This window comes from Porphyromonas endodontalis ATCC 35406, assembly GCF_000174815.1.
Lineage (GTDB): Bacteria > Bacteroidota > Bacteroidia > Bacteroidales > Porphyromonadaceae > Porphyromonas > Porphyromonas endodontalis.
Genome location: NZ_ACNN01000026.1, coordinates 113,931 through 138,549, shown reverse-complemented (window position 1 = coordinate 138,549; position 24,619 = coordinate 113,931). Strand labels below are relative to the sequence as shown.

Annotated in this window: 20 protein-coding genes and 1 tRNA gene; 4 read left to right on the top strand and 17 right to left on the bottom strand. The window is 45.6% G+C overall.

From position 1 onward, the window contains the following. Positions 1 to 100: 100 nt before the first annotated feature. From POREN0001_RS06480 to POREN0001_RS06460, 5 genes are all read right to left on the bottom strand, one after another. Positions 101 to 1,540 (bottom strand): methyltransferase RsmF C-terminal domain-like protein, encoded by a 1,440-nt coding sequence (locus POREN0001_RS06480; RefSeq protein WP_004334298.1) that lies wholly within the window; start codon positions 1,538 to 1,540, stop codon positions 101 to 103. A gap of 12 nt (positions 1,541 to 1,552) precedes the next feature. After that, entirely contained in the window at positions 1,553 to 2,266 is a 714-nt protein-coding gene (locus POREN0001_RS06475) for an SAM-dependent methyltransferase (RefSeq protein WP_004334050.1), read from the bottom strand. Positions 2,267 to 2,283: 17 nt separating this feature from the next. Further along, positions 2,284 to 2,979: a peptidylprolyl isomerase gene (locus POREN0001_RS06470; RefSeq protein WP_004334097.1), complete on the bottom strand. Its 696-nt coding sequence runs from the start codon at positions 2,977 to 2,979 to the stop codon at positions 2,284 to 2,286. Continuing rightward, a complete protein-coding gene (locus tag POREN0001_RS06465; RefSeq protein ID WP_004334280.1) occupies positions 2,976 to 3,887 on the bottom strand; it encodes a YitT family protein in 912 nt (303 codons plus the stop codon). The genes POREN0001_RS06470 and POREN0001_RS06465 overlap by 4 nt, the downstream gene beginning before the upstream one ends. A gap of 119 nt (positions 3,888 to 4,006) precedes the next feature. Next, complete coding sequence (locus POREN0001_RS06460; protein ID WP_004334066.1) at positions 4,007 to 4,867, bottom strand: glycosyltransferase family 2 protein; 861 nt, start codon at positions 4,865 to 4,867, stop codon at positions 4,007 to 4,009. Between the two features lie 219 nt (positions 4,868 to 5,086). Between POREN0001_RS06460 and POREN0001_RS06455 the strand changes: the two genes are divergently transcribed. The 4 genes from POREN0001_RS06455 to trxA all read left to right on the top strand — a co-directional run bounded on the left by POREN0001_RS06455 (position 5,087) and on the right by trxA (position 11,319). Continuing rightward, positions 5,087 to 5,701, top strand: coding sequence for a DNA alkylation repair protein (locus POREN0001_RS06455; protein ID WP_004334334.1), 615 nt, complete (start codon positions 5,087 to 5,089; stop codon positions 5,699 to 5,701). Between the two features lie 93 nt (positions 5,702 to 5,794). Further along, positions 5,795 to 6,592, top strand: a complete 798-nt coding sequence (locus POREN0001_RS06450; protein ID WP_004334192.1) for a class I SAM-dependent methyltransferase — start codon at positions 5,795 to 5,797, stop codon at positions 6,590 to 6,592. A gap of 607 nt (positions 6,593 to 7,199) precedes the next feature. Next, positions 7,200 to 10,955 carry a DNA polymerase III subunit alpha gene (dnaE, locus tag POREN0001_RS06440; RefSeq protein WP_004334370.1) on the top strand — a complete coding sequence of 1,252 codons (3,756 nt, stop codon included), beginning with the start codon at positions 7,200 to 7,202 and terminating at the stop codon, positions 10,953 to 10,955. Between the two features lie 49 nt (positions 10,956 to 11,004). Continuing rightward, on the top strand, positions 11,005 to 11,319 hold the full coding sequence (trxA, locus tag POREN0001_RS06435; protein ID WP_004334189.1) for a thioredoxin: 315 nt from the start codon (positions 11,005 to 11,007) through the stop codon (positions 11,317 to 11,319). A 447-nt stretch (positions 11,320 to 11,766) separates the two neighbouring features. Here the strand turns inward: trxA and POREN0001_RS06430 are convergent, their stop codons facing one another. From POREN0001_RS06430 to POREN0001_RS09080, 12 genes are all read right to left on the bottom strand, one after another. After that, positions 11,767 to 13,260, bottom strand: coding sequence for a TrkH family potassium uptake protein (locus POREN0001_RS06430; RefSeq protein ID WP_004334095.1), 1,494 nt, complete (start codon positions 13,258 to 13,260; stop codon positions 11,767 to 11,769). 13 nt (positions 13,261 to 13,273) lie between these two features. Beyond that, positions 13,274 to 14,620, bottom strand: a complete 1,347-nt coding sequence (gene trkA / locus POREN0001_RS06425; protein ID WP_004334113.1) for a Trk system potassium transporter TrkA — start codon at positions 14,618 to 14,620, stop codon at positions 13,274 to 13,276. Beyond that, positions 14,617 to 16,524: a 1-deoxy-D-xylulose-5-phosphate synthase gene (gene dxs / locus POREN0001_RS06420; protein WP_004334063.1), complete on the bottom strand. Its 1,908-nt coding sequence runs from the start codon at positions 16,522 to 16,524 to the stop codon at positions 14,617 to 14,619. The genes trkA and dxs overlap by 4 nt, the downstream gene beginning before the upstream one ends. A 1-nt stretch (position 16,525) precedes the next feature. Then, positions 16,526 to 17,896, bottom strand: coding sequence for a histidine--tRNA ligase (gene hisS / locus POREN0001_RS06415; protein ID WP_004334286.1), 1,371 nt, complete (start codon positions 17,894 to 17,896; stop codon positions 16,526 to 16,528). Then, the gene (locus POREN0001_RS06410) at positions 17,893 to 18,405 is read right to left on the bottom strand and encodes a dihydrofolate reductase (RefSeq protein ID WP_004334224.1); all 513 of its coding nucleotides are present in this window, start codon (positions 18,403 to 18,405) and stop codon (positions 17,893 to 17,895) included. Before POREN0001_RS06410 ends, hisS begins: the two co-directional genes overlap by 4 nt. 7 nt (positions 18,406 to 18,412) lie before the next feature. Then, complete coding sequence (locus tag POREN0001_RS06405) at positions 18,413 to 19,210, bottom strand: thymidylate synthase (protein ID WP_004334076.1); 798 nt, start codon at positions 19,208 to 19,210, stop codon at positions 18,413 to 18,415. A gap of 46 nt (positions 19,211 to 19,256) precedes the next feature. Further along, positions 19,257 to 20,333: an LptF/LptG family permease gene (locus tag POREN0001_RS06400; RefSeq protein ID WP_004334293.1), complete on the bottom strand. Its 1,077-nt coding sequence runs from the start codon at positions 20,331 to 20,333 to the stop codon at positions 19,257 to 19,259. A gap of 137 nt (positions 20,334 to 20,470) precedes the next feature. Next, positions 20,471 to 20,541 (bottom strand) — tRNA-Gln (locus POREN0001_RS06395). Positions 20,542 to 20,649: 108 nt separating this feature from the next. Then, on the bottom strand, positions 20,650 to 21,237 hold the full coding sequence (locus tag POREN0001_RS06390; RefSeq protein WP_004334275.1) for a nitroreductase family protein: 588 nt from the start codon (positions 21,235 to 21,237) through the stop codon (positions 20,650 to 20,652). A 255-nt stretch (positions 21,238 to 21,492) separates the two neighbouring features. After that, entirely contained in the window at positions 21,493 to 22,416 is a 924-nt protein-coding gene (locus POREN0001_RS06385) for a dihydroorotate dehydrogenase (RefSeq protein ID WP_004334241.1), read from the bottom strand. Continuing rightward, on the bottom strand, positions 22,413 to 23,189 hold the full coding sequence (locus POREN0001_RS06380) for a dihydroorotate dehydrogenase electron transfer subunit (RefSeq protein WP_004334055.1): 777 nt from the start codon (positions 23,187 to 23,189) through the stop codon (positions 22,413 to 22,415). Before POREN0001_RS06380 ends, POREN0001_RS06385 begins: the two co-directional genes overlap by 4 nt. Positions 23,190 to 23,248: 59 nt before the next feature. Then, positions 23,249 to 23,752: a helix-turn-helix domain-containing protein gene (locus tag POREN0001_RS09080; RefSeq protein ID WP_052296697.1), complete on the bottom strand. Its 504-nt coding sequence runs from the start codon at positions 23,750 to 23,752 to the stop codon at positions 23,249 to 23,251. Positions 23,753 to 24,619 lie beyond the last annotated feature (867 nt).

The following is a 24,619-nucleotide window of genomic DNA, read 5'->3' as shown; positions in this document are numbered from 1 at the left end:
ACATACGCTTATACCATTATTCTTAGTTGCTTTCTCCTAGGGATTAAGCTAATAGGATGGATTTTCCCCCTAGGCAGAGTAAGAGTAGAACGGGGGAAAACTACTGAGGTAGGTTCCTTAGACGATAAGGTTTGGGATAGAGATTGTTGTACCTTGACCCAATGTTTTTGACAAAACCAAGGGGAATCCCTTCGTAGCAAACGAGGCAGAACCCCTTGGGAGTCGAAGGATGAGATGCAAGAGTTTCTCCAGCCAAATACGCCAATGCTTGCTCCCTCTCAAGAGCTATGGTAGGGAAGGCTGAGATGTTGCAAAGCTGGCTGTAAGGGAGTAGAGGAGAGGGAACTATTTCTTTTCCCTTAGATTCTCCCACAGAAACCCCTGCAGATAGAATGCGGATGGCCTGTGAGGATGCCAATTCCTGGTACTTAGGAAGAAGCTGTGGGGGGATCCATTGTATCAACTCAGGAGCGATGGGAGAGGTCACGAACTTTCCTGCTTCCCTTTCGTCCCCCTCTTCGCAAAGGAACCAGCGTCTATCTATATCAGAAAATGAGATACCGGATGTTTCTCTACGTCCTGCTTTCTTTTTTACTGCTTTGGAGGGAGGAGGAGAGGAACTATTATCCCCCTCTTGAGGCTTGTAGAAAGCGACGAAATAAAATCCTTCTCCCATTGTCATGCCAGGGAGGAAGTGCCATCCCACTCCTCCTTTCCCCTCAATCCAATGCCATTCTTCGGGAGGGGTGATCGCGGCGATGAGGCTTGCATTGTATTCTCGCAAGAGATATTCCACTTGCTCTTCGTCTTCGTGTCTATTAAAGGTGCAAGTGCAATATACAAGCATGCCACCGGGGCGTAACATAGTCCAAGCAGCATCGAGGATCTCTCGCTGACGCAAGGCGCATTCGTTTACCGATTGGAGCGACCATTCCAGACGAGCCTCCGGTGTTTTGCGGAAGAGCCCTTCACCCGAGCAAGGGGCATCTACTACAATCATATCGAACTTAGCCGCCGTTGCTGCCAACTGATCCGGATAATTATTGGTAACTATTGTATTGGGATAGCCCCATTTCATGAGGTTCTCCCGGAGGATCTGAGCACGTTTGGGAATTGGTTCGTTGGCAACGAGGGTACTATTCTCGGATAAAATATTGAGCAAAAGAGTTGACTTTCCCCCCGGAGCAGCACACAGGTCTAACACCTCTATGGGACGCTTAGGGATGAGAGGCGCAAGCTGGGCGAGAGCCATAGAGGCAGCCTCTTGTACATAGTACATGCCGGCGTGCCAGAGGGGATCGTGAGCGAAAAATGGGCGTCCCTCAAGTCTATATCCCTCTTGGCACCAAGGGATCGGCGTAGAAGGGTAAGCTAGTGAAGGAGACGCTTTGTAACGCGCACATTTGCGGATATTGAGACGAAGACTTACAACAGGCTCAGTGTGATCTAATGCGGATAAAAGAGTCGCTACCTCTTGAGGGAAATCCTGCTCAATCTGATGAACAAAGTCACAAGGCAAGGGGGGAATAAGGTCTTCCATAGTGCTATTCCTCTACGCTCCTAGGATGAAAAGGGTAGGGACCTTCGCTAGCGAGATGGGTTTCTTGCGCCACTGAGCGATGGAGCGAGTCTCTATATGCTCCTCTTGCCCCGTAATATCTTGAGCAACGCAGAGGCGAGTAGTAGGGCGGCAATGGGCAAGCAAACTCTCCATTATCTTTTCGTTGCGATAGGGAGTTTCGATGAATAGTTGAGATTGCCCTTCTTCCGTAATGCGCCTCTCTAGCTTCGCAATGCTTTTCTTTAGCTCTGTAGGTTCTTTGGGTAAATAACCGGAGAAGGCAAAACATTGGCCATTAAGACCGGATGCCATCAAAGCTAGTAGGAGAGAAGAGGGGCCTATAAGGGGTACCACTCGTATCTTGTGCTCATGGGCTAGACGAGCTACTCTGGCTCCGGGGTCTGCCACTCCGGGGCATCCGGCTTCGGAGAGTACTCCCGCAGACTCACCCTTCTCCATCATAAGAAAAGCCTCACTAAGGGTCGCCTCATCGGCATGTTTCCCGATCTCTATAAAGGTGATGGGATCTATCGGTTTATGGGGACAAAAGAGCCTAATTGCCCTACGTGCCGAGCGGATATTTTCGACAAAGAATAGATCTAGTTGCTCTATTATGGGAGCATTCGCTTGAGGAAAAAAGTCCGTTATACTACCCTCTGCAATGGGTACAGGTAGCATATAGAGGATGCCGGAAGAGTTTGTCATAAGACGTTAGAATGCTCCTATTTCTTAGGTTTGGCAACGATGCTTACTTTCTTGATGATAACATCTTTACGAGGTCTGTTTTGGTCGTCGGTAGCTACACGTTGTATCTCCTCTACCACGTTCATTCCACTTACCACTTCGCCAAAGACGGTGTAGCCATTGTCGAGGTGGGGTGTTCCTCCATAGAGCTTGTAAGCCTCTCGTTGCTCGGGTGTGTACTTGCGTCCGGTGCGAGCCTCCAGCTCATCAAGATCAAGATCGGTAAAGTAATTCCCCGTTACAATGTAGAATTGAGTAGATGAAGAGGCTTTTTCCGGATTCACCTCATCTCCTTCGCGAGCCGCACACAACGCCCCATGTTTATGAAAGAAGCGTGTGAGATCAATTTCGTGCGGAATGCGTGTACTTATGGTGTCTTGGCTCACATCTGTAGACGCAGTAGCCCCTCGGGTCATTAGGTTCCCCCCTTGTATCATAAAGCGGTCGATGACACGATGGAAGAGCGTACCCTCGTAACTATGAGCGCGAACTAGCTGCAAGAAATTGTCTCGATGGCGTGGAGTGCCATCATAGAGAGCAACCACGAAATTTCCCTTGTTGGTCTCTACCTTTACAAAGAAGGTTGCTTCGTTGGTAAGGGGAGCTGTATCTTGAGCTTTGAGTAGGGTAGTGAGGGAGATGAGACAGAGGAAAGAGAGTACAAGTCTTTTCATATTAATGGGGGTAATGTATCGTTGGTTGCATTAGCGGTAGCGATGAAAGCCTTTGGATCTTTCTCTAGCACATATTGTTTGAGCCGAGGTACATCTTTGCGCTCTGCAATCATAAAGATAATATCGCGCTCTACACCTGCATACATCCCTCTACCATGTAGGTAAGTAGCTCGGAGCTGTAGTTCGTCTATAATAAGAGCGCGTAGTTCTTGCGGATTTTCGCAGATGATAAAGATGGCTTTGTTGGGATTCTCGGGGTTCATCAGGTCTAGTACCTTACCATACACAAAGATGGTAACAAGGGAGTATAGGGGTACTCTCAAATCGCGGAAGACGATAAGCCCGAATAGTACCACAAGAGAATCGATGAGGATAATGAGGTTGCTGGTCTTGATATTGCGCCCCTTGCCCAAAACTCGAGCCAGTACATCGGTACCGGCACTCGTGCTCCCTGCTCTAAAGGTGAAGAATACACCCAGCCCCAAAATCGCCCCTCCGTAAACAGCGGCAAGGAAGGGGTCGTCTTCTATAATGGGGAGCCCTTTGGTTATATGTGTTGTGATAAGGTCGGTCAGCAGGGCAATGAGTAGGAATGTAGCGATGGTTTTCCCTCCCGAATAAATGCCAAGCTTACGAGCCGCCAGCAGGAATAGAGGGATATTGAAGCACAGGGAGACTTTACCAATGGGCAGCCCCTCGGGGAAGAGTGACCAAAGCCCCTCTGTTAGGTGATTGATACCAATGCTGATACCATATACACCCCCGGGTACAATCCCTGCCGGTGCAATAAAAATGGAATAGGCGGCGGCCTGAAGGATAGCACCGATGAGCACCAAAAATAAATCGTTGGCAACTTGCTTCCCCGTGATTGTTGGATTGGAGATGAATGGATTCCTTCTCATTTTCATCCGGATGAATAGGGTTTCTTCGTTTATATCACCTAATTGTTTGGATACAAAGGTAGGGAAATTTGGACTAGTTACTCTGGTCTCTCAAGAGAGCTGAAGGGGGAGTTACAGCCAAAAGCCTAGATCTCAATCTGCGAAAAGCGAGAGGGGAGACGTACAACCCGAGGAGGGCAAGGCATTTTGGGTTTGTTTAGGGCGTATAGGGGGCGGTAGAGCGTTTGCCAACGTCGAGCACGGGAGAGTATTTTGTCTGCAGAGATTGCCTTGCGGTGCGTAGTATAATAGATCGTTTTGGCTCTGCGCTTGAGGTGGGCTTCCCAAGAGGCATCCGTCCTCTGAGTATCTTGCGTACGGAGTTGGAGACGTTTTAAGTCACAGTATCCCGTGTGAACGAGGTATAAATCGGGCAGAATATGATAATTATGCCCCTTAACTCGATGAAACCCCGACCCCCATTGCAAGGGACGAGCCAAAATGACAGCCTTGGTATAGCGCGAACTCAATACGGCGTAGTGCCTTTGAGCAAGGATAGAACGAGTGCTATCCAACGTCTCTTCTTCCCCGATGCACTGCCCCAAATCCAGTCCTAATGCACTAGCACACGAGGGCAAATTTTGCCGAGAAAGATACTCTACAAGTCCCATTTCTCTTTGGGGATCTACGATAAGGAACTCATCAGCGTCGCAGCCTATTACGAGATCGTATCCCTTGGCGAACAACTGCTGTGCAAGAGAGCTGAGCAAGCCGATACGATATTTATCTCCTTGAGCTCGGGATAACGTACGATGCTCCCAACGTTTTACCTGTTCGGGGATAGCTCGTGAGGGAATTGCCTGCTCCAGTCCGTCTAGGTATATATATAGGTGTTCATAACCGAGTGCTTCTCCATAGTAGCGTACCCAGCGATTGAGAAAAAAATCATCATTTCTTGCCATTGTAATGGCAGCAATGCGACGTGGAGTGTAGGCTGTCTTATCCATAACGTTTAATCTCCGGCAAAGGTAGGAGATTCTCACCGAACCCCTCTCTCTCTTCCATGGGCAACCTCACAGAAGTAAGCAGCTAAATGTCTCCCCAATCTCGCCGCTCGGTATCTTTTCGTAATAAATCAAGTACATTTGCGCCACTAGTCCAATAGTAAAGGAGAATGCCCTATTGAATTATGACAAATTGGATTTAGTTATATAGCATAGATAGCGATGGAAGTCAATAAAACACTGAACAAGATACTGCAAATAGAGCATGGATTTCAGCATATCCTTGATGGAGCTGATGAAATCCTTTCTGCTTATTCAGAAAAACAATGTTTTGAATTTGCCCTTGACACATTCAAGCAAGAATCCTATCAAGTCCGCATGTTGGCAACAACAATATTGGGACGATTAGCAACAACGGATAATGAAGCCCTTTGTTTTCTTCAAGAACAAGTAAGTACTGATGAGAATTGGCGTGTGCAGGAAATGCTTGCAAAGGCATTTGATGAGGTTTGCAAATATAGAGGATATGAAGCGTCTTTACCCCTCATCGAAGAGTGGATAAATGATGATAATCCGAATGTTATCCGTGCTGTAACCGAAGGGTTGAGAATTTGGACAAGTCGCCCATTCTTCAAAGAAAACCCATCGGTAGCTATTGCTCTAATCGCTAAGCACAAGGGACACGAAAGCGAATATCTTCGGAAATCCGTTGGAAATGCTTTAAGGGATATAAGCAAGAAACACGCAGAATTGATACGGCAGGAAGTGCAACAATGGGATTTATCCAATTCCCGAATTATGTTCACTTATAAACTTGCAACAAAGTTATTGAAATAAAAGCTCGCGCTATACACTTGGGGGAGCTCTTTCCCGATGCTCAAAATGAAGTTGTAATGTAAGAATACGAAGTTAAATCACAAGAAATAAACGATGGAAGATTATTATAAAACAAATAAGGAAGCATGGAATGCAAGAACAAAAATTCATCTGCATTCTTCATTTTATGATTTGGACAAGTTCAAAAGAGAGGTAAAGTCTGTTCCCGACTTGGATTTGTCCTTGCTGGGTGATATTCGGGGAAAGTCTATTCTGCATCTCCAATGCCATTTCGGCATGGATACGCTTTCCTTATCAAAGATGGGAGCCAATGTAGTGGGAGTGGATTTCTCAGAAGAGGCTATACAAACGGCAAAGTCTTTGAATGAGGAATTAGGACTGAATGCACAATTCTGCTGCTGCAACATCTACGATGCACCTGCCGTGCTGCAAGGGCAACAGTTTGACATTGTATATACATCTTATGGCGTTGTTAATTGGTTGCCCGACTTAGTCCAATGGGGACAGGTGGTTTCACGAATGCTGAAAGATGGAGGGAAGTTCGTTTTCGTGGAATTTCACCCTGTATTGTGGATGTTCAATGAAGATTTTTCGCAAGTCCGATATGCCTATTCACGCAAAGAACCCTATGTTGTTGAAGAAGCCACCTACACTGATTCAGAAACCAACAATCGGCAAAAGACCGTTACATGGAACCACGGGCTGGCTGTGGTGCTGAATGGCTTGCTCTGTAATGATTTGCAGATAAAGTCTTTCGGAGAGTATGATTATTCGCCTTTCAATCTATTTGGGAATATGACTGCTGAAAAGAACGGAACATTCAAAATCGCAGGAAAGAATGGCGAGATACCGATGCTGTTTTCTGTTGTTGCCGTGAAACCTCCAAGATGATGGCGAAATTGTGATAAAAAAGAAGCGGTATGACTATTGAGAAAAAAGTCATAAAATGTAAAGAACTTGCTCCACTAAACACGAAGCAAGTTCTTTCAGTTTTGGGCTACATACTTCTTTGTAGTATCAACCTCTCCATATCCTTCACAATCTTTTGGTCAGTGATTTGGGTGTGGATTTGTTTGTGTGCTGGCAATGGACAAACACCCATTATTTTGTCAATGCTCTCTAGACGTTTTCAAAAAACCATCAAGCGGAAGAGCTTCTTCATCTCTGCCTCTTCCTCCTCAATATGAACCTTTTTCTCTATTCTTAATGACCACTCAGGCGATTGCTAATGACCATTCTTATAAAAGCTCATTAGCTTTCTCTCAAAAGCTCATGAGGAATCCGACAAAAGCTCATTAGCTTTTTACTAAAAGCTCATTAGAAATTTGATGAAAGCTCATGAGCTTTTTGCGACAAGTCAATTACCCTGCGAGATGGTGGACGAATAAAGCAAATCGCCTAACTTTGTAGCAGGCTCTTCTCCCCGAAGAGAAACCACAGCTTTTCTCCTTTGCAGATAAGTAGAGATCACATTCAGAGCAACGACAATCGATATAGTATGGTTCCTTTCGTCCACCTACACGTTCACTCACAATTCTCAATCCTTGATGGGCAAGCCTCCGTCTCGGCTCTCGTAAAAAAAGCCATCGGGGATGGTATGCCCGGTATTGCCCTTACGGATCATGGAGTTATGTTTGGGATTAAAACATTCTTCGATGAGTGCAACAAGGTCAATTCAAAGCATCGTTCTCGCATCTCCGCACTCAAAAAAGAGATAAAGGAGCTGCAAAAAAAGGAGTCGCCCACCCCTGAGGATAAGGAAGAAATAGAGAAATTGGAACAGGAGATAAGTGAGGTAGAGCGTCAGATGTTTAAGCCGATTTTCGGCTGTGAGGCCTATTGCGCACGACGCACCCGCTTCGACAAAGACAAGGACGTGCCGGATCCCTACAACCCCAGCCGCTCCATAGACCGAAGTGGGTGGCATCTCATCCTCCTTGCCAAGAACAAACAAGGGTACCTCAATCTCTGCAAAATGGTATCCGCATCATTTACCGAAGGGGAGTATTATCGCCCCCGTATCGACAAAGATTTGCTTGAGCAATACCACGAAGGGGTTATCGTAATGAGTGCCTGTTTGGGAGGAGAAGTCCCGCAACACATCCTAGGAGGGCATCCCGAGCGAGCAGAAGAGACCGTTCGTTGGTTCAAAAACATCTTTGGAGAAGACTATTACCTAGAGGTGCAACTCCATCAAACGGATGACCCAAATGCCAATAGAGAGACCTTTGTGCAGCAGCTGGCTGTGAACGAAGTGATCTACGATATTGCAGAGCGTACAGGGGTAAAGGTAGTGGCAACGAATGATGTCCACTTTGTCAATCAGGAGGATGCCACGGCGCACGATATGCTCATTTGCTTGGGTACGAAGAGAGATCTAGACGACCCTCAGCGTATGCGTTATTCGCAGCAAGAGTGGCTCAAAACTCAAGAGGAGATGAATGCCGTGTTTGCAGATCGCCCCGAACTTCTCTCCAATACGCTGGAAATCCTAAACAAAGTAGAGTTCTATACCATCGAAAACCCGGCACTTATGCCGGACTTCCCACTGCCCGAAGGGTTTGATGATGCCGACAAATACCTCCAGCACCTCACCTACGAAGGGGCAAAAATGCGCTATGGCGACCCCATCCCCGAGGAGGTAAAGGAGCGGATTGACTTTGAGTTGAACACGATTAAGTCGATGGGATTCCCCGGATACTTCCTTATCGTGCAAGACCTCATTCAGGCAGCTCGAGACATGGGAGTGTGTGTGGGGCCGGGGCGTGGTTCGGCAGCAGGTTCGGCCGTAGCCTATTGCCTCAAGATAACGAATCTAGACCCACTGAAATACGGCTTGCTTTTCGAGCGATTCCTCAATCCGGATCGTATCTCCCTCCCGGATATTGACATAGACTTCGACGACTCCGGGCGTGCAAAGATCCTCCAATGGGCTACCGAGAAGTACGGACACAAAAACGTGGCTCAGATCATCACCTTTGGCGAAATGAAAGCCAAAAGCTCGATTGCCGACGTTGCGCGCCTAAAACATATACCGGTAGAAGAGAGCCGACGCATTACTAAGCTCATCCCCGATAAGTTTAGTGATAGCGATATGGAGCTTATACACAAGACGCCCGGCTATGAAAATGCAAAGGGCAACGTAACTATCGAACTATCTACTTTAGTCGTACCCGAGCTAAAGAAACTACAGGTCGGGAGCAATACTCAGATACAAGATACCTTCAAGTATGCACAGAAGTTGGAGGGGAGTATTCGCAATATTGGGGTTCATGCGTGTGGAGTGATCATCGGGAAGTATGATATAAGCGACGTAATCCCTATTTCGACTTCTTTCGATGAGAACGGAGAAAAGGTATTGATTACCCAGTACGAGGGTAAGGTGATCGAGTCCACAGGTCTTATCAAAATGGATTTCTTAGGACTCAAAACGCTCAGTATCATCCGAGAGGGATTGGAGAATGTAAAACACCGATTCCATAAGGATATTGACATAGACCACATCCCTCTAGACGACGAGAAGACATTCAAACTCTTCTGCGAGGGACGAATGGTGGGGATCTTTCAGTTCGAATCCGCAGGGATGCAAAAGTATCTGAGAGAGCTACAACCCGATCGATTTGAGCTGCTCATTGCAATGAATGCTCTCTATCGCCCGGGGCCGATGAAGTATATCCCTCAGTACATTGCCCGAAGGCACGGTAGAGAGGAGATCATCTACGATGTGCCGGAAACCAAGGAAATACTTGAGGAGACTTTTGGTGTAACCGTATACCAAGAGCAGGTAATGCTTCTATCTCGCTCTCTGGCCAATTTCACACGTGGCCAGAGTGACTCCCTCCGCAAGGCGATGGGGAAAAAGAAAATTGAGGAGATGGAGAAGCTCAAGGCAGACTTCCTCAAAGGGGGCGTAGAGAATGGGCATTCCAAAGAGGTCCTAGAGAAGATTTGGATGGACTGGGAGGACTTTGCCAAATATGCCTTCAATAAGAGTCATGCTGCCTGTTATAGCTGGTTGGCTTACCAAACGGCTTACCTCAAGGCGCACTATCCGAGTGAGTTTATGGCGGGCAACTTGAGTTGCAACCTCAGCAATGCTCCGGAAATAGCGAAACTCATGAAGGAGTGCAAGGCAATGGGTATCCGCCTTCTTTCTCCCGACGTAAACGAATCAATGCAAAAGTTCAGTGTCAATAGCAACGGCGATATACGCTTTGGACTTAGTGGCATCAAAGGGGTAAACCAAACAACAATCGATAAACTCATCGAAGACCGAGAGCAAAATGGTCCCTTTACAAGCATCTACGACTTTGTTGCTCGCATCCCCCGACAGTTTATCAATAGAAAAACGATGGAAGCATTCGCTCTCTCCGGCGCCTTCGATAGCTTCGGTATTGAGAGAGAGAGCTTCTTTGCACCTCCTGTCAACTCCCGTGAGGATTCATTTATAGCCACCCTGCTTGCCTATGGTCGCATTGTGCAAGAGGAGAGTTCGTCTCAGAGCATGGGGCTTTTTGGAGAGAGTGAGGAACTTTCGATCCCAGAACCGGAAGTCCCCCAAGCCGAGCCTTGGAATAATCTTACCAAACTCAGCAAAGAGTACGAACTTGTTGGTATCTATATTAGTTCGAATCCCCTGGAGCCTTACCGCCTTATCCTAGATAAGCTTTGTACCGTAAAGCTCGATGATCTCGACAAAAAGGACTTGGAGGAATTCAAAGACACCAGGATGGTATTTGCCGGATTGGTCACAAATGTGATGGAAGGGCTGACCAAGACAAACAAGCCCTATGGTCGCTTCACCCTCGAAGATTTGTCCGGTTCTCATGAGTTTGCCCTCTTTGGGAAACAGTACCTTGAATACAAACATTTCCTCAAAACCGAGATCTTCCTGATCTGCCATGCCAGTGTAAAGCTGTGGCAATTCAAGAAGCCCGATGAACCGGAACGATTCGACCTTTCTTTCAACTCAATTGAACTTCTGACCGACGAATACTATTCTTCAATCAAAGAGGTTGAGTTATTTATCCCCTATAAAGAGATCGACGAATTGTTTGTCAAAGAGTTTATCACCGAGATAGATGCCCATGGTAGTGAGAAAGCCAATAATGCCCAAACAAAGCTTATCATATCCTTCTGTGATGAGTTTGGCAATCCGATAGAGAGGTACCTAATGACCGAGAGAGCATTCACTCTGGGTACTTGGTTGGTAGATCTTTTGGAGTCATTCGAGATCCCTTATTCCGTAAAATAGAGTATATTTGTAGTATAAATAAATTAGTAACTAAAGAACAGTTTGAACTATGGCAATGCAAATAACTGATACGAACTTTGAGGCACTTCTTGCCGAAGGTAAACCTATGATCGTAGATTTTTGGGCTACTTGGTGTGGTCCTTGTCAGCTTGTTGGTCCTATGATTGACGAGCTTGCAACCGAATATGATGGACGCATCATCGTAGGTAAGGTAGATGTAGATAGTAACCAAGACTTGCCTGCACAATTCCGTGTACGCAATATCCCTACCATCTTGTTTATCAAAAATGGAGAGGTGCAGAATAAGCTCGTGGGAGCACAATCAAAAGCTACCCTAATTGCAGAGGCAGAGAAGCTTCTCTAAGAAGAATCAGAACCTTACCCCTGAGATATTGGGGCTGATATAACAGGAAGATTCCTCCCCTCGGGGATGGAATCTTCCTATTGATAGACTGAGAAACAACGGAGTCCGTTTTGGGAGTTCGTTGTTTCCCTTTTTGTTTACCTAGTCTCCTCGTCCCACAAGAGCCGGTAGCCATCCCTTTTAACCTGCTCAATAAGGAGCAAGAAAATCAAGTAATCGGGAGGGTAGAGCAGAGCCTAATTTCCCTTTCCCTACTGCGTGAGATTCTCCCATAAGTTACCTGGTTTCGCGCTCAATCTTGCCCAGAAAATATCCTATTCTCAGGTAGAATTCTTTCTCCTTTAGGGCAAGAGAGGGGCATACAGAGGGGATAGAAGCCCCTCCGGCACACATGATCCGAAAATGTCAGGAGATAAAAAGGAGACAGCCCCTTCGGCTGCAGAAGAGTTATTTACGCCAGAAAGATGGTTGCAGGATGCAGATTACTGTAAAGACTTCTAGACGCCCTGCCAACATGATGAAGCTCAAAATAATCTTTTCAAACCCTGTAGCATAGGCAAAATGCATAGAGAACTTACCGAACGAAGGTCCTACGTTACTGATGCAGGTGAAGGCGGAAGAGGCGGCTGTAATAAAGTTGTTGCCAGAAATGGTTAAGGCGATGGTGCCAATCAAGATCAGCGTGATGTACAAGGAGATAAAAGCAAGCACCTGCACCACATAATCGCCCGAGATACTATTGCCATTGAAGCGCACATTCGTTACCATCTTGGGGTGGATTCGCTTCTTAAACTCGTTGTTTAGGTTCTTCATCATCACCATAAAACGGCTCATTTTAAGCCCTCCGGCTGTAGACCCTGCACATCCACAGATCGCCATCATTATCATCCCTAAACAGAAGAAAAGAGGGTGCCACTCATTCATATCTGCCGTAACATATCCAGTACTACTAATTAGGGAGATGACTTGGAAAGCAGCGTGACGGAAGGTACTTTCGGCCGTGTCGAACAGGTTTTGGTACGAAAGCCAAGCCGTAGAAAGTACGATGCAAATCCCCACGAATATAGTAAACCAGCGAAACTCTTCGTCGCGGAAAAGTTTGCCGGGTTTTTTCCCGAAAAAGGTAAAGTAGAGCAGGGTAACATTAAGGCTCCCAATGAACATGAATAGGGTAATGAGGTACTCTATATAGGGAGAATTGAACTCTAAAATACCATTGTCTCGAGTAGAATATCCTCCCGTAGAGACGCAAGTGAATGCATGGCAAATGGACTCAAAAAAATTCATTTTTCCACACATTAGAAGGATGGTAAGTAGAGCCGTTAGCCCCAAATAAACAATCGAAAGTCTTCTTGCCACCTCGGTGATACGCGGCATGAAACGATCGTGTTTGATACCCGTAGTTTCCGCATTATAGAGCAATCCTCCTCCAGAGCCTAGTGTAGGCATAAGGGCCAAGGTAAAGACAACGATACCAATACCTCCCTGCCACTGTATAAGGCTACGCCAAAGCAGAATCCCATGGGGCAACTGATGTACTGAGGTGAATATGGTAGCTCCGGTAGTGGTAAAGCCGGATACAGTCTCAAAGAAAGCGTCAATAACAGTAGGGGTATAACTCCCAAAGACAAAGGGAAGCATTCCTATCAAAGAGAGTATTAGCCAAGTTGTTGTAACCGACAGCATCCCTTCTCGGATCCCTGTATTCCGATTCTTTTTTGCGAGTTTCCCATAGAAGAAAAGAAACGACCCTACAACTGCCATGATGCCAATTGTATAGAGAAAGGGGAGTGCATCTCCCCCTCGTGTATACAATGCAACAAAAAAACAGATCGACAGAAAGAGGGTCTCAAAAAGACACATACTGCCAACAACCGAGGCAATAAAGGGGAAATTAATCCCCGATGACTTAGATCTTTGAGCGTGAAGAACCGAGAACATATGTGCTTGTGGTTTACTCCTCGAATAGAGCTTTTACCTTGTCGATAGCAAGCTCGTAACAGAATACAACTACCAAATCGTAGGGTTCTATAATAGTATTACCATCAATCATATGAGGTACACCATTGCGCACCATCCCCCCTAGAGTAATTCCTTTGGGGAGTGCCAAGTCTTTTACGGGCTTTCCTGTAATGGGAGAGCCACGGCGTGCTACAATCTCGGCAACATCGGCATTGGCTATCGTCAGACACTTCACAGTGCTTGTATCCTGTCCCAAGAGAGAGCGGTATATGTAGCCGGCAGCTATCAGTTTTTTGTTGATAATAGTACCTATATCAAGCCGTTCTGCTAGAGGTATGTAGTCTATATTTTCTTCTTTGGCAATAGTTTTGAATACCTCGTAGCGTTTGGCAGCCAGGCAGGCCAGTACGTTTGTTTCGGAGTTCTCCGTTAGAGCCATAAAAACCTGGGCGTTTCGTATCCCCACCTCCTCAAGTAAAGCAGGATCTCTACCATCCCCATGATAGAGGGTAACATTAGAGGGGAGTTTGTCCCGAATTTCCTCTATACGGCGTTTTTCTTTCTCGAATAGAATAAACTCAATACTTCTATTCGCTTTGGCAATGGTACGCATGGCGATGCTACTGGCTCCCATCACGACCACGCGCTTTACCTCTACTTTCTTCTTTCCGGCTAGTTGCCTTACTTCGTCTATATCGCTGCCTATGGCCGTAAAAAAGACAATATCTCCGTGTTCTATAGAGGTCTGCCCCGAGGGGATAATGGTCTCAGTACCACGTTTAATGGCCACCACATGGAATTTTTTCCGTTCCACATGGGGGAGTTCGATCAGCTTCTTTCCCACGAGTTCGGACCCATTGCGCACCTTTACACCTAGGAGTACAATGTTGCCATTAAAGAGCTCTATATACTGTCTCGCCCAAGGGTTTTGGAAGGTTATATTGATCTCCTCGGCCGCAAGTTCTTCTGGATAAATAAGACTGGTAACGCCAAGCCCCTCGAAAAAACGTGTGTATTCCGGAGCTAAATATCGATGGTTACTTACACGTGCTATCGTCTCCGGAGCTCCGATAGAAGCTGCCAAAGTGCATGCCAAGATATTGGTAGGCTCGTCCGGCATCACGCTGATGAAAAGATCGGCATGCTGCACATTGCAATCGCGTAGGTCTTGCGCGTCTGTGGGATCGCCCACCACGGCAAGAAGCTCTGCAGAATTCGACAATCCACTCAAACGCTTAGGATCGGGATCCATCAGCGTAATATCTTGTTGCTCCTCTGCCGATAATTTATTGGCAAGGTGTGTGCCAACTTCTCCGGCTCCGGCGATTACAATTTTCATCGAAGTTGTTCTTTAAGCGAGAGAATAGTCTGTGCAATACTCTGAGCATCTATACCAGAGAACGAGTACTGCTCTCTAGGGGTTCCGTGAGGGATGAATTGGTCGGGTATTCCCAAGCGTTTAACACGCCCTTGGTAGCCCATCTCGGCGAGGGTTTCGAGGACTGAAGATCCGAGACCTCCGTGTACAGCGCCATCTTCTACCGTTATTACGGCTTGATAATGGGTTGCAACATATTCGAGAAGGGTCGTGTCCAATGGTTTAAGAAATACCATATCATAATGAGCCGGTATAGCCTCTCCTTTTTCTTTGAGTAGCTCTATGGCCTTGCTTACTTCTGTGGCAATGGCACCTATAGACAGGATGGCAATCTTTTCTCCCTCTTGAAGCAACTCGCCTTTGCCAATGGGTAATATTTCCATGTTATTACGCCACTCCGGACACGAACCTTTGCCCCTTGGGTAACGTATGGCGAAGGGACCCTCCTGTCCCTTATAGGCAGTGTACATCAAGTTGCGCAGCATGTGCTCATTACGAGGGGCAGCTATCGTAAGATTGGGGATGCAGCTGAGATAAGAAAGGTCAAAAGCCCCCTGATGGGTGGCTCCATCCTCTCCAACAAGTCCGGCTCTATCGAGACAGAGTACTACATGGTAGCGAGGGAGGCACACATCGTGGATCAATTGGTCATAAGCTCGCTGGGCAAATGAAGAGTATATGTTGCAGAAGGGGATCATTCCCTCTCGTGCAAGCCCTGCGGAAAACGTTACAGCATGCGACTCTGCAATACCTACATCGTAGCTTCTCTCGGGGTGAGCTTTCATCATGTAGGTCATAGAACAGCCTGTAGGCATAGCCGGGGTGATACCCGCGATACGTTCGTCTTGATCGGCAAGTTCAACTAGCGTTTGTCCAAAAACGTCTTGAAACTTAGGTGCCTCTCCAGCCTTCTTCTTATCGAGTCGCTCTGCTGTAAGAATATCAAAATGCCCAGGGGCGTGCCAAATAGTTGGGTGTTTCTCTGCAGCAGGATAGCCCTTTCCCTTTATCGTGCGAATATGGAGAATCTTGGGCCCTTTTAAGTCCTTTATTTTACGCAACACCTCTACCAATCGGAGGATATCATTCCCATCTATCGGACCAAAGTAGCGAATACTCAGTCCGTCGAAGAAAGAGGATTGATTGTTGGAAAAGAGACTTTTAATGCTGTTATTCAAGCGTAAAATATTACGCTTGTTGCCATCGTTGATAAGCTTTATATGCTTCAAGCCTCGATAGACATCGTATCGAACCGTATTATAAGCATGGCTCGTATTAAGATCTACTAGGTAGTGATTGAGTCCTCCTACGTTAGCATCGATAGACATATTGTTGTCGTTGAGGATAACTAGGAGGTTGTTGGGGAAAGAAGAAGCGTTGTTCAGCCCCTCAAATGCCAAGCCCCCTGTCATGGATCCATCCCCAATAACAGCAATTACATTGCGCTTTTCTTTATAGAGTTCCGCCGCAACAGACATCCCAAGAGCCGCTGATATAGAGTTGGAAGCATGCCCTGCGGGGAATGTATCGTACTCACTTTCATCGGGGAAAGGGAAGCCCGCTATGCCTCCCCATTGGCGCAAGGTCTCAAACTGGTCGCGTCGCCCCGTGAGAATTTTGTGCGCATAGGCTTGATGCCCTACGTCCCATACAATACGATCGTAAGGGGTGCGGAATACATAATGCAGAGCTACCGATAGCTCCACGGCTCCCAAGCTAGACCCCAAGTGCCCCGGGTGCTGCGAAAGGACATCAAGGAGGAAACTTCTAAGTTCTCTACAAAGTTCCGAAAGCCTATCCGGAGAGAGGGATCGAAGGTCTTTAGGGGAGTCTATTCCATTAAGTAATGGATAGGGAGTAGCCATGTTAATGCTCTTTTGAAGTAAAGAAATGCGTTAGTTGCTCTTGAGAAAGGGTTTCTTGGCTTCCTTCTGCCATATCCTTTAGGGTAAATATTCCCTGCTTTAGCTCTTCGCTACCGGCTAATATGACATAGGGAATGGCAAGACTATCGGCATAACTCATTTGCTTTTTGAGCTTGGCAGCATCGGGATAAATCTCCACGGAGATACCATCAGCTCGGAGCTTTTGCACGATAGGAAGCATCTGCTGCACCTCTTCCTTACCAAAGTTAATAATGAGCACTTGGGTAGAGGTATTCGTAGTCGTAGGGAATGCGTCTAGCTGCAAGAGGACGTCGTATATACGATCGGCACCAAAAGAGATACCTACCCCAGACATCCCATCAAGCCCAAAAATACTTGTGAGATTATCGTATCTCCCTCCTCCTGTAATGCTCCCAATGGCTACGTCTTTGGCTTTCACCTCTAGAATGGCTCCTGTATAGTATCCTAATCCACGAGCCAAGGAGGGATCAAAAAGGATCTCCGTTGTAAGGTGCTGGGAGGCTAATCCCTCGAATATAAAGCTCAATTCTTCTACGCCCTTACAGCCAATTTCGGAGGAAGCGAGTAGGGTAGCCAAGGCTTCTAGTCGCTCCCCATTTTCTCCCTCAAGGTGGAGGAAGGGTTGGAGGCGTTGGATTGTATCGTCGGAGAATCCTTTGGCACGAAGCTCTTCCATTACCCCGTCAAGTCCGATTTTATCGCACTTATCCATAGCAATGGTAAGCTCTGTGAGCTGATCGGGAACGCCTACCACCTCTGCAATCCCTGCGAGGATCTTGCGGTTATTGAGATGCAAACGTGTCGCTATCCCTAGTCGTGAGAATACTTCGTTGATAATCAGGATCAATTCTATTTCGCACAAGAGAGAGTCTGTCCCTACCACGTCGGCATCGCATTGATAAAACTCCCTATAACGCCCCTTTTGAGGTCTGTCAGCTCTCCATACAGGCTGTATTTGAAAGCGTTTAAAAGGGAATGTTATCTCATTTCTATGCTGTACGACAAAGCGAGCAAAGGGCACTGTAAGATCATATCGAAGGCCTTTTTCGCTTAACTTATTAGCAATGTGAGGTAGGTTCTTTTCATCGAAATCCTGCTGAGTTACATCGCTCAAGAAGTCTCCGGAATTGAGTACTTTGAAGAGCAAACGATCCCCCTCTTCTCCATACTTCCCCATCAAGGTCGAAAGTAATTCGAGAGCAGGAGTCTCTATTTGTTTGTATCCATACAAGCGATACACGTCGCCGATGGTATTGAATATATAGTTGCGACGCTGCATCTCAAGAGAGCTAAAGTCGCGAGTCCCTTTTGGTATAGATGGTTTATTCATTTTAGTCTATGCTTAAAGTAGGCAATACGTTGATATATTGTAAGTGTAACAGCATATTCATTGCGTTCGTCTTCGGGATATAGGGTGCAGTAGGAGGGAGTCCACTCCGTAAGATCGAACTCCGGGAAATAGGTATCTGCCTCTGGGAATCCCTTTTCTACACGAGAAAAATAAATCTTATCTGCTAGGGGAAGGGATGCAGCATATAGTTGCGCTCCTCCTATAATAAAGACCTCTTCTTCCCCCGCTACAGCCTCCAAAGCCGCTTGTAGAGTAGAGTAGCACTCAACCCCATCGGGCGGAACTAATGTAGAGGAGACAACGATATTACGTCTATTGGGTAGTGCCCCATTGGGGAGGGAATGGAAGGTGTTTTTTCCCATAATGATGGCATGCCCCGTTGTTGTTTCCTTGAATCGCTTAAGATCTCCGGGTAGATGCCACAATAGATCGTTGTCCTTTCCGATGGCATTGTTGGCAGCCACGGCTACTATTATAGATAAAGTCATAAGATGCTTATACAGCGATGGGAGCTGCTATATGGGGGTGGGGGGTATAATCCAATAGTTTGAAGTCTTCGAATTTAAAGTCTTCTAGATTGCGCACTTCCGGGTTCAGCTGCATTGTTGGCAGAGTACGAGGAGAACGCGTTAGCTGTAAGGCCGTCTGTTCCAGATGGTTGCAATACAGATGAGCGTCCCCAAGAGTGTGTACAAAAGTTCCCGGCTTAAGCCCTGTTACTTGGGCTACCATCATAAGGAGTAACGCATAAGAAGCAATATTGAAAGGAACGCCAAGGAATACATCCCCAGAGCGTTGATACAGCTGCAGACTCAGGCGACCATTGGCTACATAGAACTGCATTAGACAGTGACAAGGAGGGAGTGCCATCTGATCGATCTGAGCTACATTCCAAGCACTGACCATCAACCTTCTACTATCGGGAGAAGTACGGATATCTTCTACTACTTGAGCTATTTGGTCATAGGCCTCCCCTTGATTGTAACTAGGCCAAGAGCGCCATTGCACTCCGTAGATGGGTCCTAGATTTCCCTCGGGATCCGCCCATTCGTCCCAGATAGAGACACCATGCTCTTGTAAGTAGGCAACGTTGGAATCTCCTCGCAGGAACCAAAGAAGCTCATATATAATGCTCTTGAGATGAAGCTTTTTTGTTGTAAGCAATGGGAATCCGTCTTCTAAATCGAACCGCATCTGGTGCCCAAAAATACTTTTGGTACCTGTGCCTGTACGATCGGAGCGCAAAGTCCCCTCATCCATAATCTTTTGGAGTAATTCTAGATACTGTCTCATAGTCAAACCAACAGCTAATAGGGCAAAGATACAAAAACCAGAACTATTACCGAGGAGCTTTCTTGTACAAGAAGATGGCGATTATAGCATAGATGGCATTGGGCATTTGGGCTGCTACAATAGGGGATAGGGCACCCGAAGCCGAGAAGCTGGAGGCTAGGGTAAGAAAAAGTATGTAGGTAAAGCTAAGAGCAATACCAATAGCGAGAGAAAGCCCCGTTCCTCCTTTGCGCTTTCGGGAGGAGAGCGAAACACCTATTATGGTGAGGATGAATGCAGCAGGAATAGCTGCATAACGTTTTTGCAACTCCACCTCTAGCAGATCCACATTCGTTGCCCCTCGAGATTTTAGTTCCCCGATGTATTGGTGGAGTACGGGGGTGGTGTAGGTCTCGGCATCTACGGCAGAGATAAGGAAGTCTTGGGGCTTCAGGTTAATCGTGGTATCAAGCTGAGTTCCACGTTCCAAAGTGTCCCTTTTTGCTCCATATCGAGTAATACTATAATCGTATAATCGCCAAGTATTAAGAGTGTCGTACTCTGCCGTTTGGGCGGTAAGTCTGCTCTTTATAGTATTGTGTTCAAACTTATCCAACATGAAGTTGTAGCCCGTTTTATTATCCGCACTATAGGAGTGGATGTAAGCGAATAGGCTGGGAGAGACCTGTATCTGCACGCTCTCCGCATAGGTTTGACGCTTATCCCTAAAGTATTTATTCTGAAAATCGTTGCGAACACGGCTCCCGGGAGGGATGACAAAACTGCTTAATAAGAATGTAAGGAGAGCAACAATTGCTGCTGAAAAGAGGTAAGGACGCAACAGCCTTTTGAAGCTCACTCCACTAGCCAATATGGCAATAATCTCGGTCTTCTCTGCCAGTTTAGAGGTAAAGAAAATAACTGACAAGAAAACAAAGAGAGGGCTAAACATATTTGCGTAGTAGGGTACGAAATTGAGGTAGTAATGGAAGACAATTTCGTACAAAGAGCACTCCGGATTGAGAAATTTGGAGATACGCTCATTGATGTCGAAGACTATAGCTACGGATAATATCAGCAAGATAGACGAGAAATAAGTCCCTAAGAAAAGCCGAATGATGTAACGATCTAATCGGAGAAACATCGGCTTAGAAGGGTTTAGTATTCCATGTCTTATATACCTCTTGACACTATCTATACGCATACCACTTGCAAATGTAAGAAACTCCCACTACACGATCTAAACTAGATGCTGTAGTGGGAGCTCTTAATCAATGTGTGTTGTCTCGCAAGGATTCGAACCTTGACAAACAGAACCAAAACCTGTTGTGCTACCATTACACCACGAGACAAAACCGTGAGCAACTCTTATCGAATTGCGAGCGCAAAGGTAGTAACTAATTCTCGATTGTGCAAGTACCTATAGGAGAAAAATCACAGATTAGTGATTATGTGAAGCCTTAGATGATGAGTTGGTCCATCGTTCGCTTGGGTACATGATGCACTTTATCCTCCGTGCGATAGTAACGAATATCCCCATCGGGAGTAGGGAGAGCCTCTATAACAACCTCCTCAATAGGCTTGCCTAGTGCTACCACAGTAATAGGGGTGTAACGGTCTGTATCCAAGGATAATAGGTCTGACATCTTTGCACTATCAAATGCCGCTAAAATACATCCTCCGTAGCCGGAAGAGCGTGCCATTAGCGTAAGAGCCTCCAGCTGAATACCTTCGTCAAAACGAGAAGAAGCTGAAATGGTACGATCTAATACCTGGATCACAAAAGCAACCGGACGTTCTTTTAGAGAAGGACCTTGCCAATCCGGCAGGTATGCAGCCCAGTGGAGTAATGCAAAAACGGCATCTACTTGAGCTTTATCCGTTACAATCCTATACTTCAGAGGCTGGGCATTTTTTGCAGAAGCAGTGTAGCGTAGAGCCTCTATCCAAGATCTAATTTCTTTTTCTGAGAGCTGCACGGAAGAATCAAAGCGTCGGTAACTTCGATTGCTCTCAAGTAATTCGAGCAGTTGCTTTTTCTCCATCATAATAGTTCTGTTTCTATTCTTTATATACTTACTATATAAGTTGTTAGGTTGCGGAGTATAGTTGAATTCTTAGTGGGCATTTCACCGTTTTGTAAAGTCTTAATCCATACCTCTTTAATGCAGGGTAGATTAAGTAAAGGAGCAAAGCCTTGTGGAGTAGCACAAGCTTGGCTCTTGAGCACAAACAATCCTTCAACCTTTATTATCCTAATCGCAAACCGAACATAACATATGTTATAGCTAAATTGGGTCTACTTATACCTGTAAAGCCCCGATAAGCTCTGATATGCTGGTCATCTGGTGACGCTCCATATAGGATTCTATCCCATCTGCAATCTTTTGTGTCACAGAGGGATCTACAAAATTGTAACACCCAACTTGGATTGCAGAAGCACCGGCAAGAAGGAATTCAATCGCATCCGAAGTAGAGGCAATTCCCCCCATACCTATGATGGGGATATGTACCTTCTTAGCCACCTGCCATACCATGCGTAGAGCTATTGGCTTAACGCAGGGACCCGATAGCCCCCCCGTTATTGTTGATAAAATAGGACGTTGTTTCTCTGCATCTATGGCCATCCCAAGTATTGTATTTATAAGGGAGATACTATCTGCTCCTGCATCCTCTACAGCCCCTGCAATCTCCGTAATATCAGTCACATTGGGAGATAGTTTTACCATTAGGTGTTTGGGGTAAACTGCCCGTACTGCACTTACAACCTCATAAGCACCTTTGGCTGTCACACCAAAAGCCATCCCACCCTCTTTTACATTAGGACAGGAGATATTAAGCTCTATGGCCGGTATGTGATCCAAGGTGGCTATAAGGGCAGAAGTATTAACGTAGTCCTCTATATTAGAGCCACTTACATTCACCAATACTTGAGTGTCGTAATCCTTTATTTGAGGATAAATATGCTCTACAAAATAGTGCGCTCCCTTGTTTTGTAACCCCACAGCATTGAGCATCCCCGAAGGTGTCTCTGCCATCCTTGGATAGGGATTCCCCTCTCGAGGCGACCAAGTGGTCCCTTTTACAACAATGCCTCCGAGTCTGTTTAGCTCCAAAAAATCACAATATTCCGTACCATAACCAAACGTTCCGGAGGCGGTCATTACAGGGTTTCTCAATACTAACCCCTTTCCAAGATCCGTAGTTGTATCTATTGTATTGTTCATGACCATAGTAATTCTTCCGTTCTAAAAACAGGACCCTCTGTACAAGTACATTTATGCCCTTCGGCTGTATTTTCCACACAGCAAAGGCAAGCCCCGATCCCACAAGCCATTTTATTTTCGAGGGAAACTTCGCAAGGAATGGAATGCTGCTTTGCCCATCGAGCTACACTCTTCATCATAGGGAGAGGACCACAAGTATATACACTACTATATATAGGTGTAACACATATACTGTGATCGGTTACTCGTCCTTTTTCTCCGAAGGAGGCATCTTCTGTAGTGCAATAGAGATTCCCTATATTTTTGAATTCGTCTTGCAGTACAAGAAGAGACTTCGTTCGAGCTCCTAGCAAAAACGTAGGTTTGATACCCTCTTGCTGCAATTTTTTCCCGAGCATGAGTAGGGGGGCAATTCCTACTCCTCCTCCTATTAATAAAGGAGTCTCCCCAGAGAAATCATGGGAATAAGAGAATCCGTGTCCTAGAGGAGCAATCAGATCGATAGTTGCCCCTGGGGCAAGAGTGCTCCAATAGGACGACGCCAAACCCACTTTTTGTACAAGTAGCACAAGGCGATGTGTTCCGCTATCGTAGTCACACACAGATATAGGACGGCGCAGAAATGCTCCGCTTTCTTTGGCGAGCAATTGTACAAATTGCCCCGGCATCATCTCTCCTTGACAGGTCTCTGGGAGTTGTAATTCTAGCCTATAGTAGCTCTCGTTGAGCGCACTATTGGATAGAATTATACTTTGTAAAATCTCTTTCTTCATTCACTGAGGTGTCATTCGTTTCTCTCGGCAAAGATACAGCCTGCAAGTCAAATGAACCATTATTTGAGCACAAAGGTCTCAAAGCTTCCATCCGAATAAAAGACTCGAATTTCGGTGATACTCCTTTTTTCTGCGGAACTTTGCTGCAGAAGGGTCTCAGAAACGACCTTACTAATTAATTCCTCCGGTATTTCTCTAGATGGAGCTACTTTTTCCTCACTGTTTTCCCAGCTTTTTAGATTTGTATTTTTCTGATATACAGAAGTATCAACACCTTCTCCAAAGCTATTTTCGAGGAATAAACCCTCTCTATTTTTCGATATTTCCATTCTCTCCTCCCCCTGCCCGAAAATAATCCATGTAGGATTCCATTCCGGGAAGCCATTAGCGATTTTTAAGAGAGTGGACAAAGAAGGCTTGTTCCTATTCTCTAATGTTTGGGAAAATGTAGCAGGAGGGATTCCTGCTTGTTCTGCAAAAGTTTTTGCTGTCATGCCCAAAGACTCCATCATGTAGCGAAGTCTCTGTGTAATTTGGTCTATAGTTGCAGGGATATTGTCCATAATTTCTAGTAATTCTGCATTCTCATTCCCACGATGCAAATATACAAATGATTTTCCATTTCGTGGTTATGACTTTTATTTTCACGGAGGCACTGCTTTTCTCATCTGCATTTGCAATTCTCATTCTATGAGTGTCCATATGTAGATTATACCCTATATTATTTCTCAATAAAAGTACTATTCTACTATTTATCAGTAGCATAAGAGATTTTATGCACTCTTATAGGCAGGATGGATAGAAACTGAGTGCATAAGCCTCAAAAGTCGACTATCAATTTTCATTGCACATTATTATTACTGTTATTTTCAGGGATTTAATTTCCATTTTCTGGCTTTTATATTATAGAAAACAAAGAGACTTCTCAATTGAAAGTGCGATGAGTTTTAGGAATAAATGAAGTCTTTCAACTATGACAATGAAGTGTTTCTCATGGAGATTATTATGGACTTACAGAATGTATTTTGCTATATGCAAATAAAAACGCTCTAACTTTCTTCGTTTGAGAAACTGAAATGAAGAATACGAATACAAAATGAGTGATCGAATTTCCTCTCTTCCCTTTTGAAGGGTGAAAAAAGTGCCTGATTTTACTTTTTCGATATTTCTACCCTAATGAGTGGCAATGCTAGAATATTGAAAAACTGGAGGGTTATATTATGTTCGATTCAAAAGCTGCAAATCAAGGCCCTATACGAGGAAGATTTTTCTCCCAATCGGCTCCGCCCCCTCCCCCTCTCCATTGCCATGAAAAATTAAAAGCGGAAGATTTGAGTAGATGGTAGCTCAGAAAAGAAAATTATTCTGGGTAGGAATAAATCCCCTCCTACCCTACTTCTTCTAAAAAATAGGGCTAAAAAGGATACAAA

Excerpts from the sequence above, each read along its gene's own strand:
- POREN0001_RS06410 (WP_004334224.1), bottom strand. The coding sequence starts at position 18,405 with ATGACTTTATCTATAATAGTAGCCGTGGCTGCCAACAATGCCATCGGA.
- POREN0001_RS06390 (WP_004334275.1), bottom strand. The coding sequence starts at position 21,237 with ATGATGGAGAAAAAGCAACTGCTCGAATTACTTGAGAGCAATCGAAGT.
- POREN0001_RS06465 (WP_004334280.1), bottom strand. The coding sequence starts at position 3,887 with ATGAAAATGAGAAGGAATCCATTCATCTCCAATCCAACAATCACGGGG.
- POREN0001_RS06480 (WP_004334298.1), bottom strand. The coding sequence starts at position 1,540 with ATGGAAGACCTTATTCCCCCCTTGCCTTGTGACTTTGTTCATCAGATT.
- POREN0001_RS09080 (WP_052296697.1), bottom strand. The coding sequence starts at position 23,752 with ATGGACAATATCCCTGCAACTATAGACCAAATTACACAGAGACTTCGC.
- POREN0001_RS06475 (WP_004334050.1), bottom strand. The coding sequence starts at position 2,266 with ATGACAAACTCTTCCGGCATCCTCTATATGCTACCTGTACCCATTGCA.
- POREN0001_RS06380 (WP_004334055.1), bottom strand. The coding sequence starts at position 23,189 with ATGAAGAAAGAGATTTTACAAAGTATAATTCTATCCAATAGTGCGCTC.
- trkA (WP_004334113.1), bottom strand. The coding sequence starts at position 14,620 with ATGAAAATTGTAATCGCCGGAGCCGGAGAAGTTGGCACACACCTTGCC.
- POREN0001_RS06470 (WP_004334097.1), bottom strand. The coding sequence starts at position 2,979 with ATGAAAAGACTTGTACTCTCTTTCCTCTGTCTCATCTCCCTCACTACC.
- POREN0001_RS06405 (WP_004334076.1), bottom strand. The coding sequence starts at position 19,210 with ATGAGACAGTATCTAGAATTACTCCAAAAGATTATGGATGAGGGGACT.
- hisS (WP_004334286.1), bottom strand. The coding sequence starts at position 17,896 with ATGAATAAACCATCTATACCAAAAGGGACTCGCGACTTTAGCTCTCTT.
- trxA (WP_004334189.1), top strand. The coding sequence starts at position 11,005 with ATGGCAATGCAAATAACTGATACGAACTTTGAGGCACTTCTTGCCGAA.
- dxs (WP_004334063.1), bottom strand. The coding sequence starts at position 16,524 with ATGGCTACTCCCTATCCATTACTTAATGGAATAGACTCCCCTAAAGAC.
- POREN0001_RS06385 (WP_004334241.1), bottom strand. The coding sequence starts at position 22,416 with ATGAACAATACAATAGATACAACTACGGATCTTGGAAAGGGGTTAGTA.
- POREN0001_RS06455 (WP_004334334.1), top strand. The coding sequence starts at position 5,087 with ATGGAAGTCAATAAAACACTGAACAAGATACTGCAAATAGAGCATGGA.
- POREN0001_RS06450 (WP_004334192.1), top strand. The coding sequence starts at position 5,795 with ATGGAAGATTATTATAAAACAAATAAGGAAGCATGGAATGCAAGAACA.
- dnaE (WP_004334370.1), top strand. The coding sequence starts at position 7,200 with ATGGTTCCTTTCGTCCACCTACACGTTCACTCACAATTCTCAATCCTT.
- POREN0001_RS06460 (WP_004334066.1), bottom strand. The coding sequence starts at position 4,867 with ATGGATAAGACAGCCTACACTCCACGTCGCATTGCTGCCATTACAATG.
- POREN0001_RS06430 (WP_004334095.1), bottom strand. The coding sequence starts at position 13,260 with ATGTTCTCGGTTCTTCACGCTCAAAGATCTAAGTCATCGGGGATTAAT.
- POREN0001_RS06400 (WP_004334293.1), bottom strand. The coding sequence starts at position 20,333 with ATGTTTCTCCGATTAGATCGTTACATCATTCGGCTTTTCTTAGGGACT.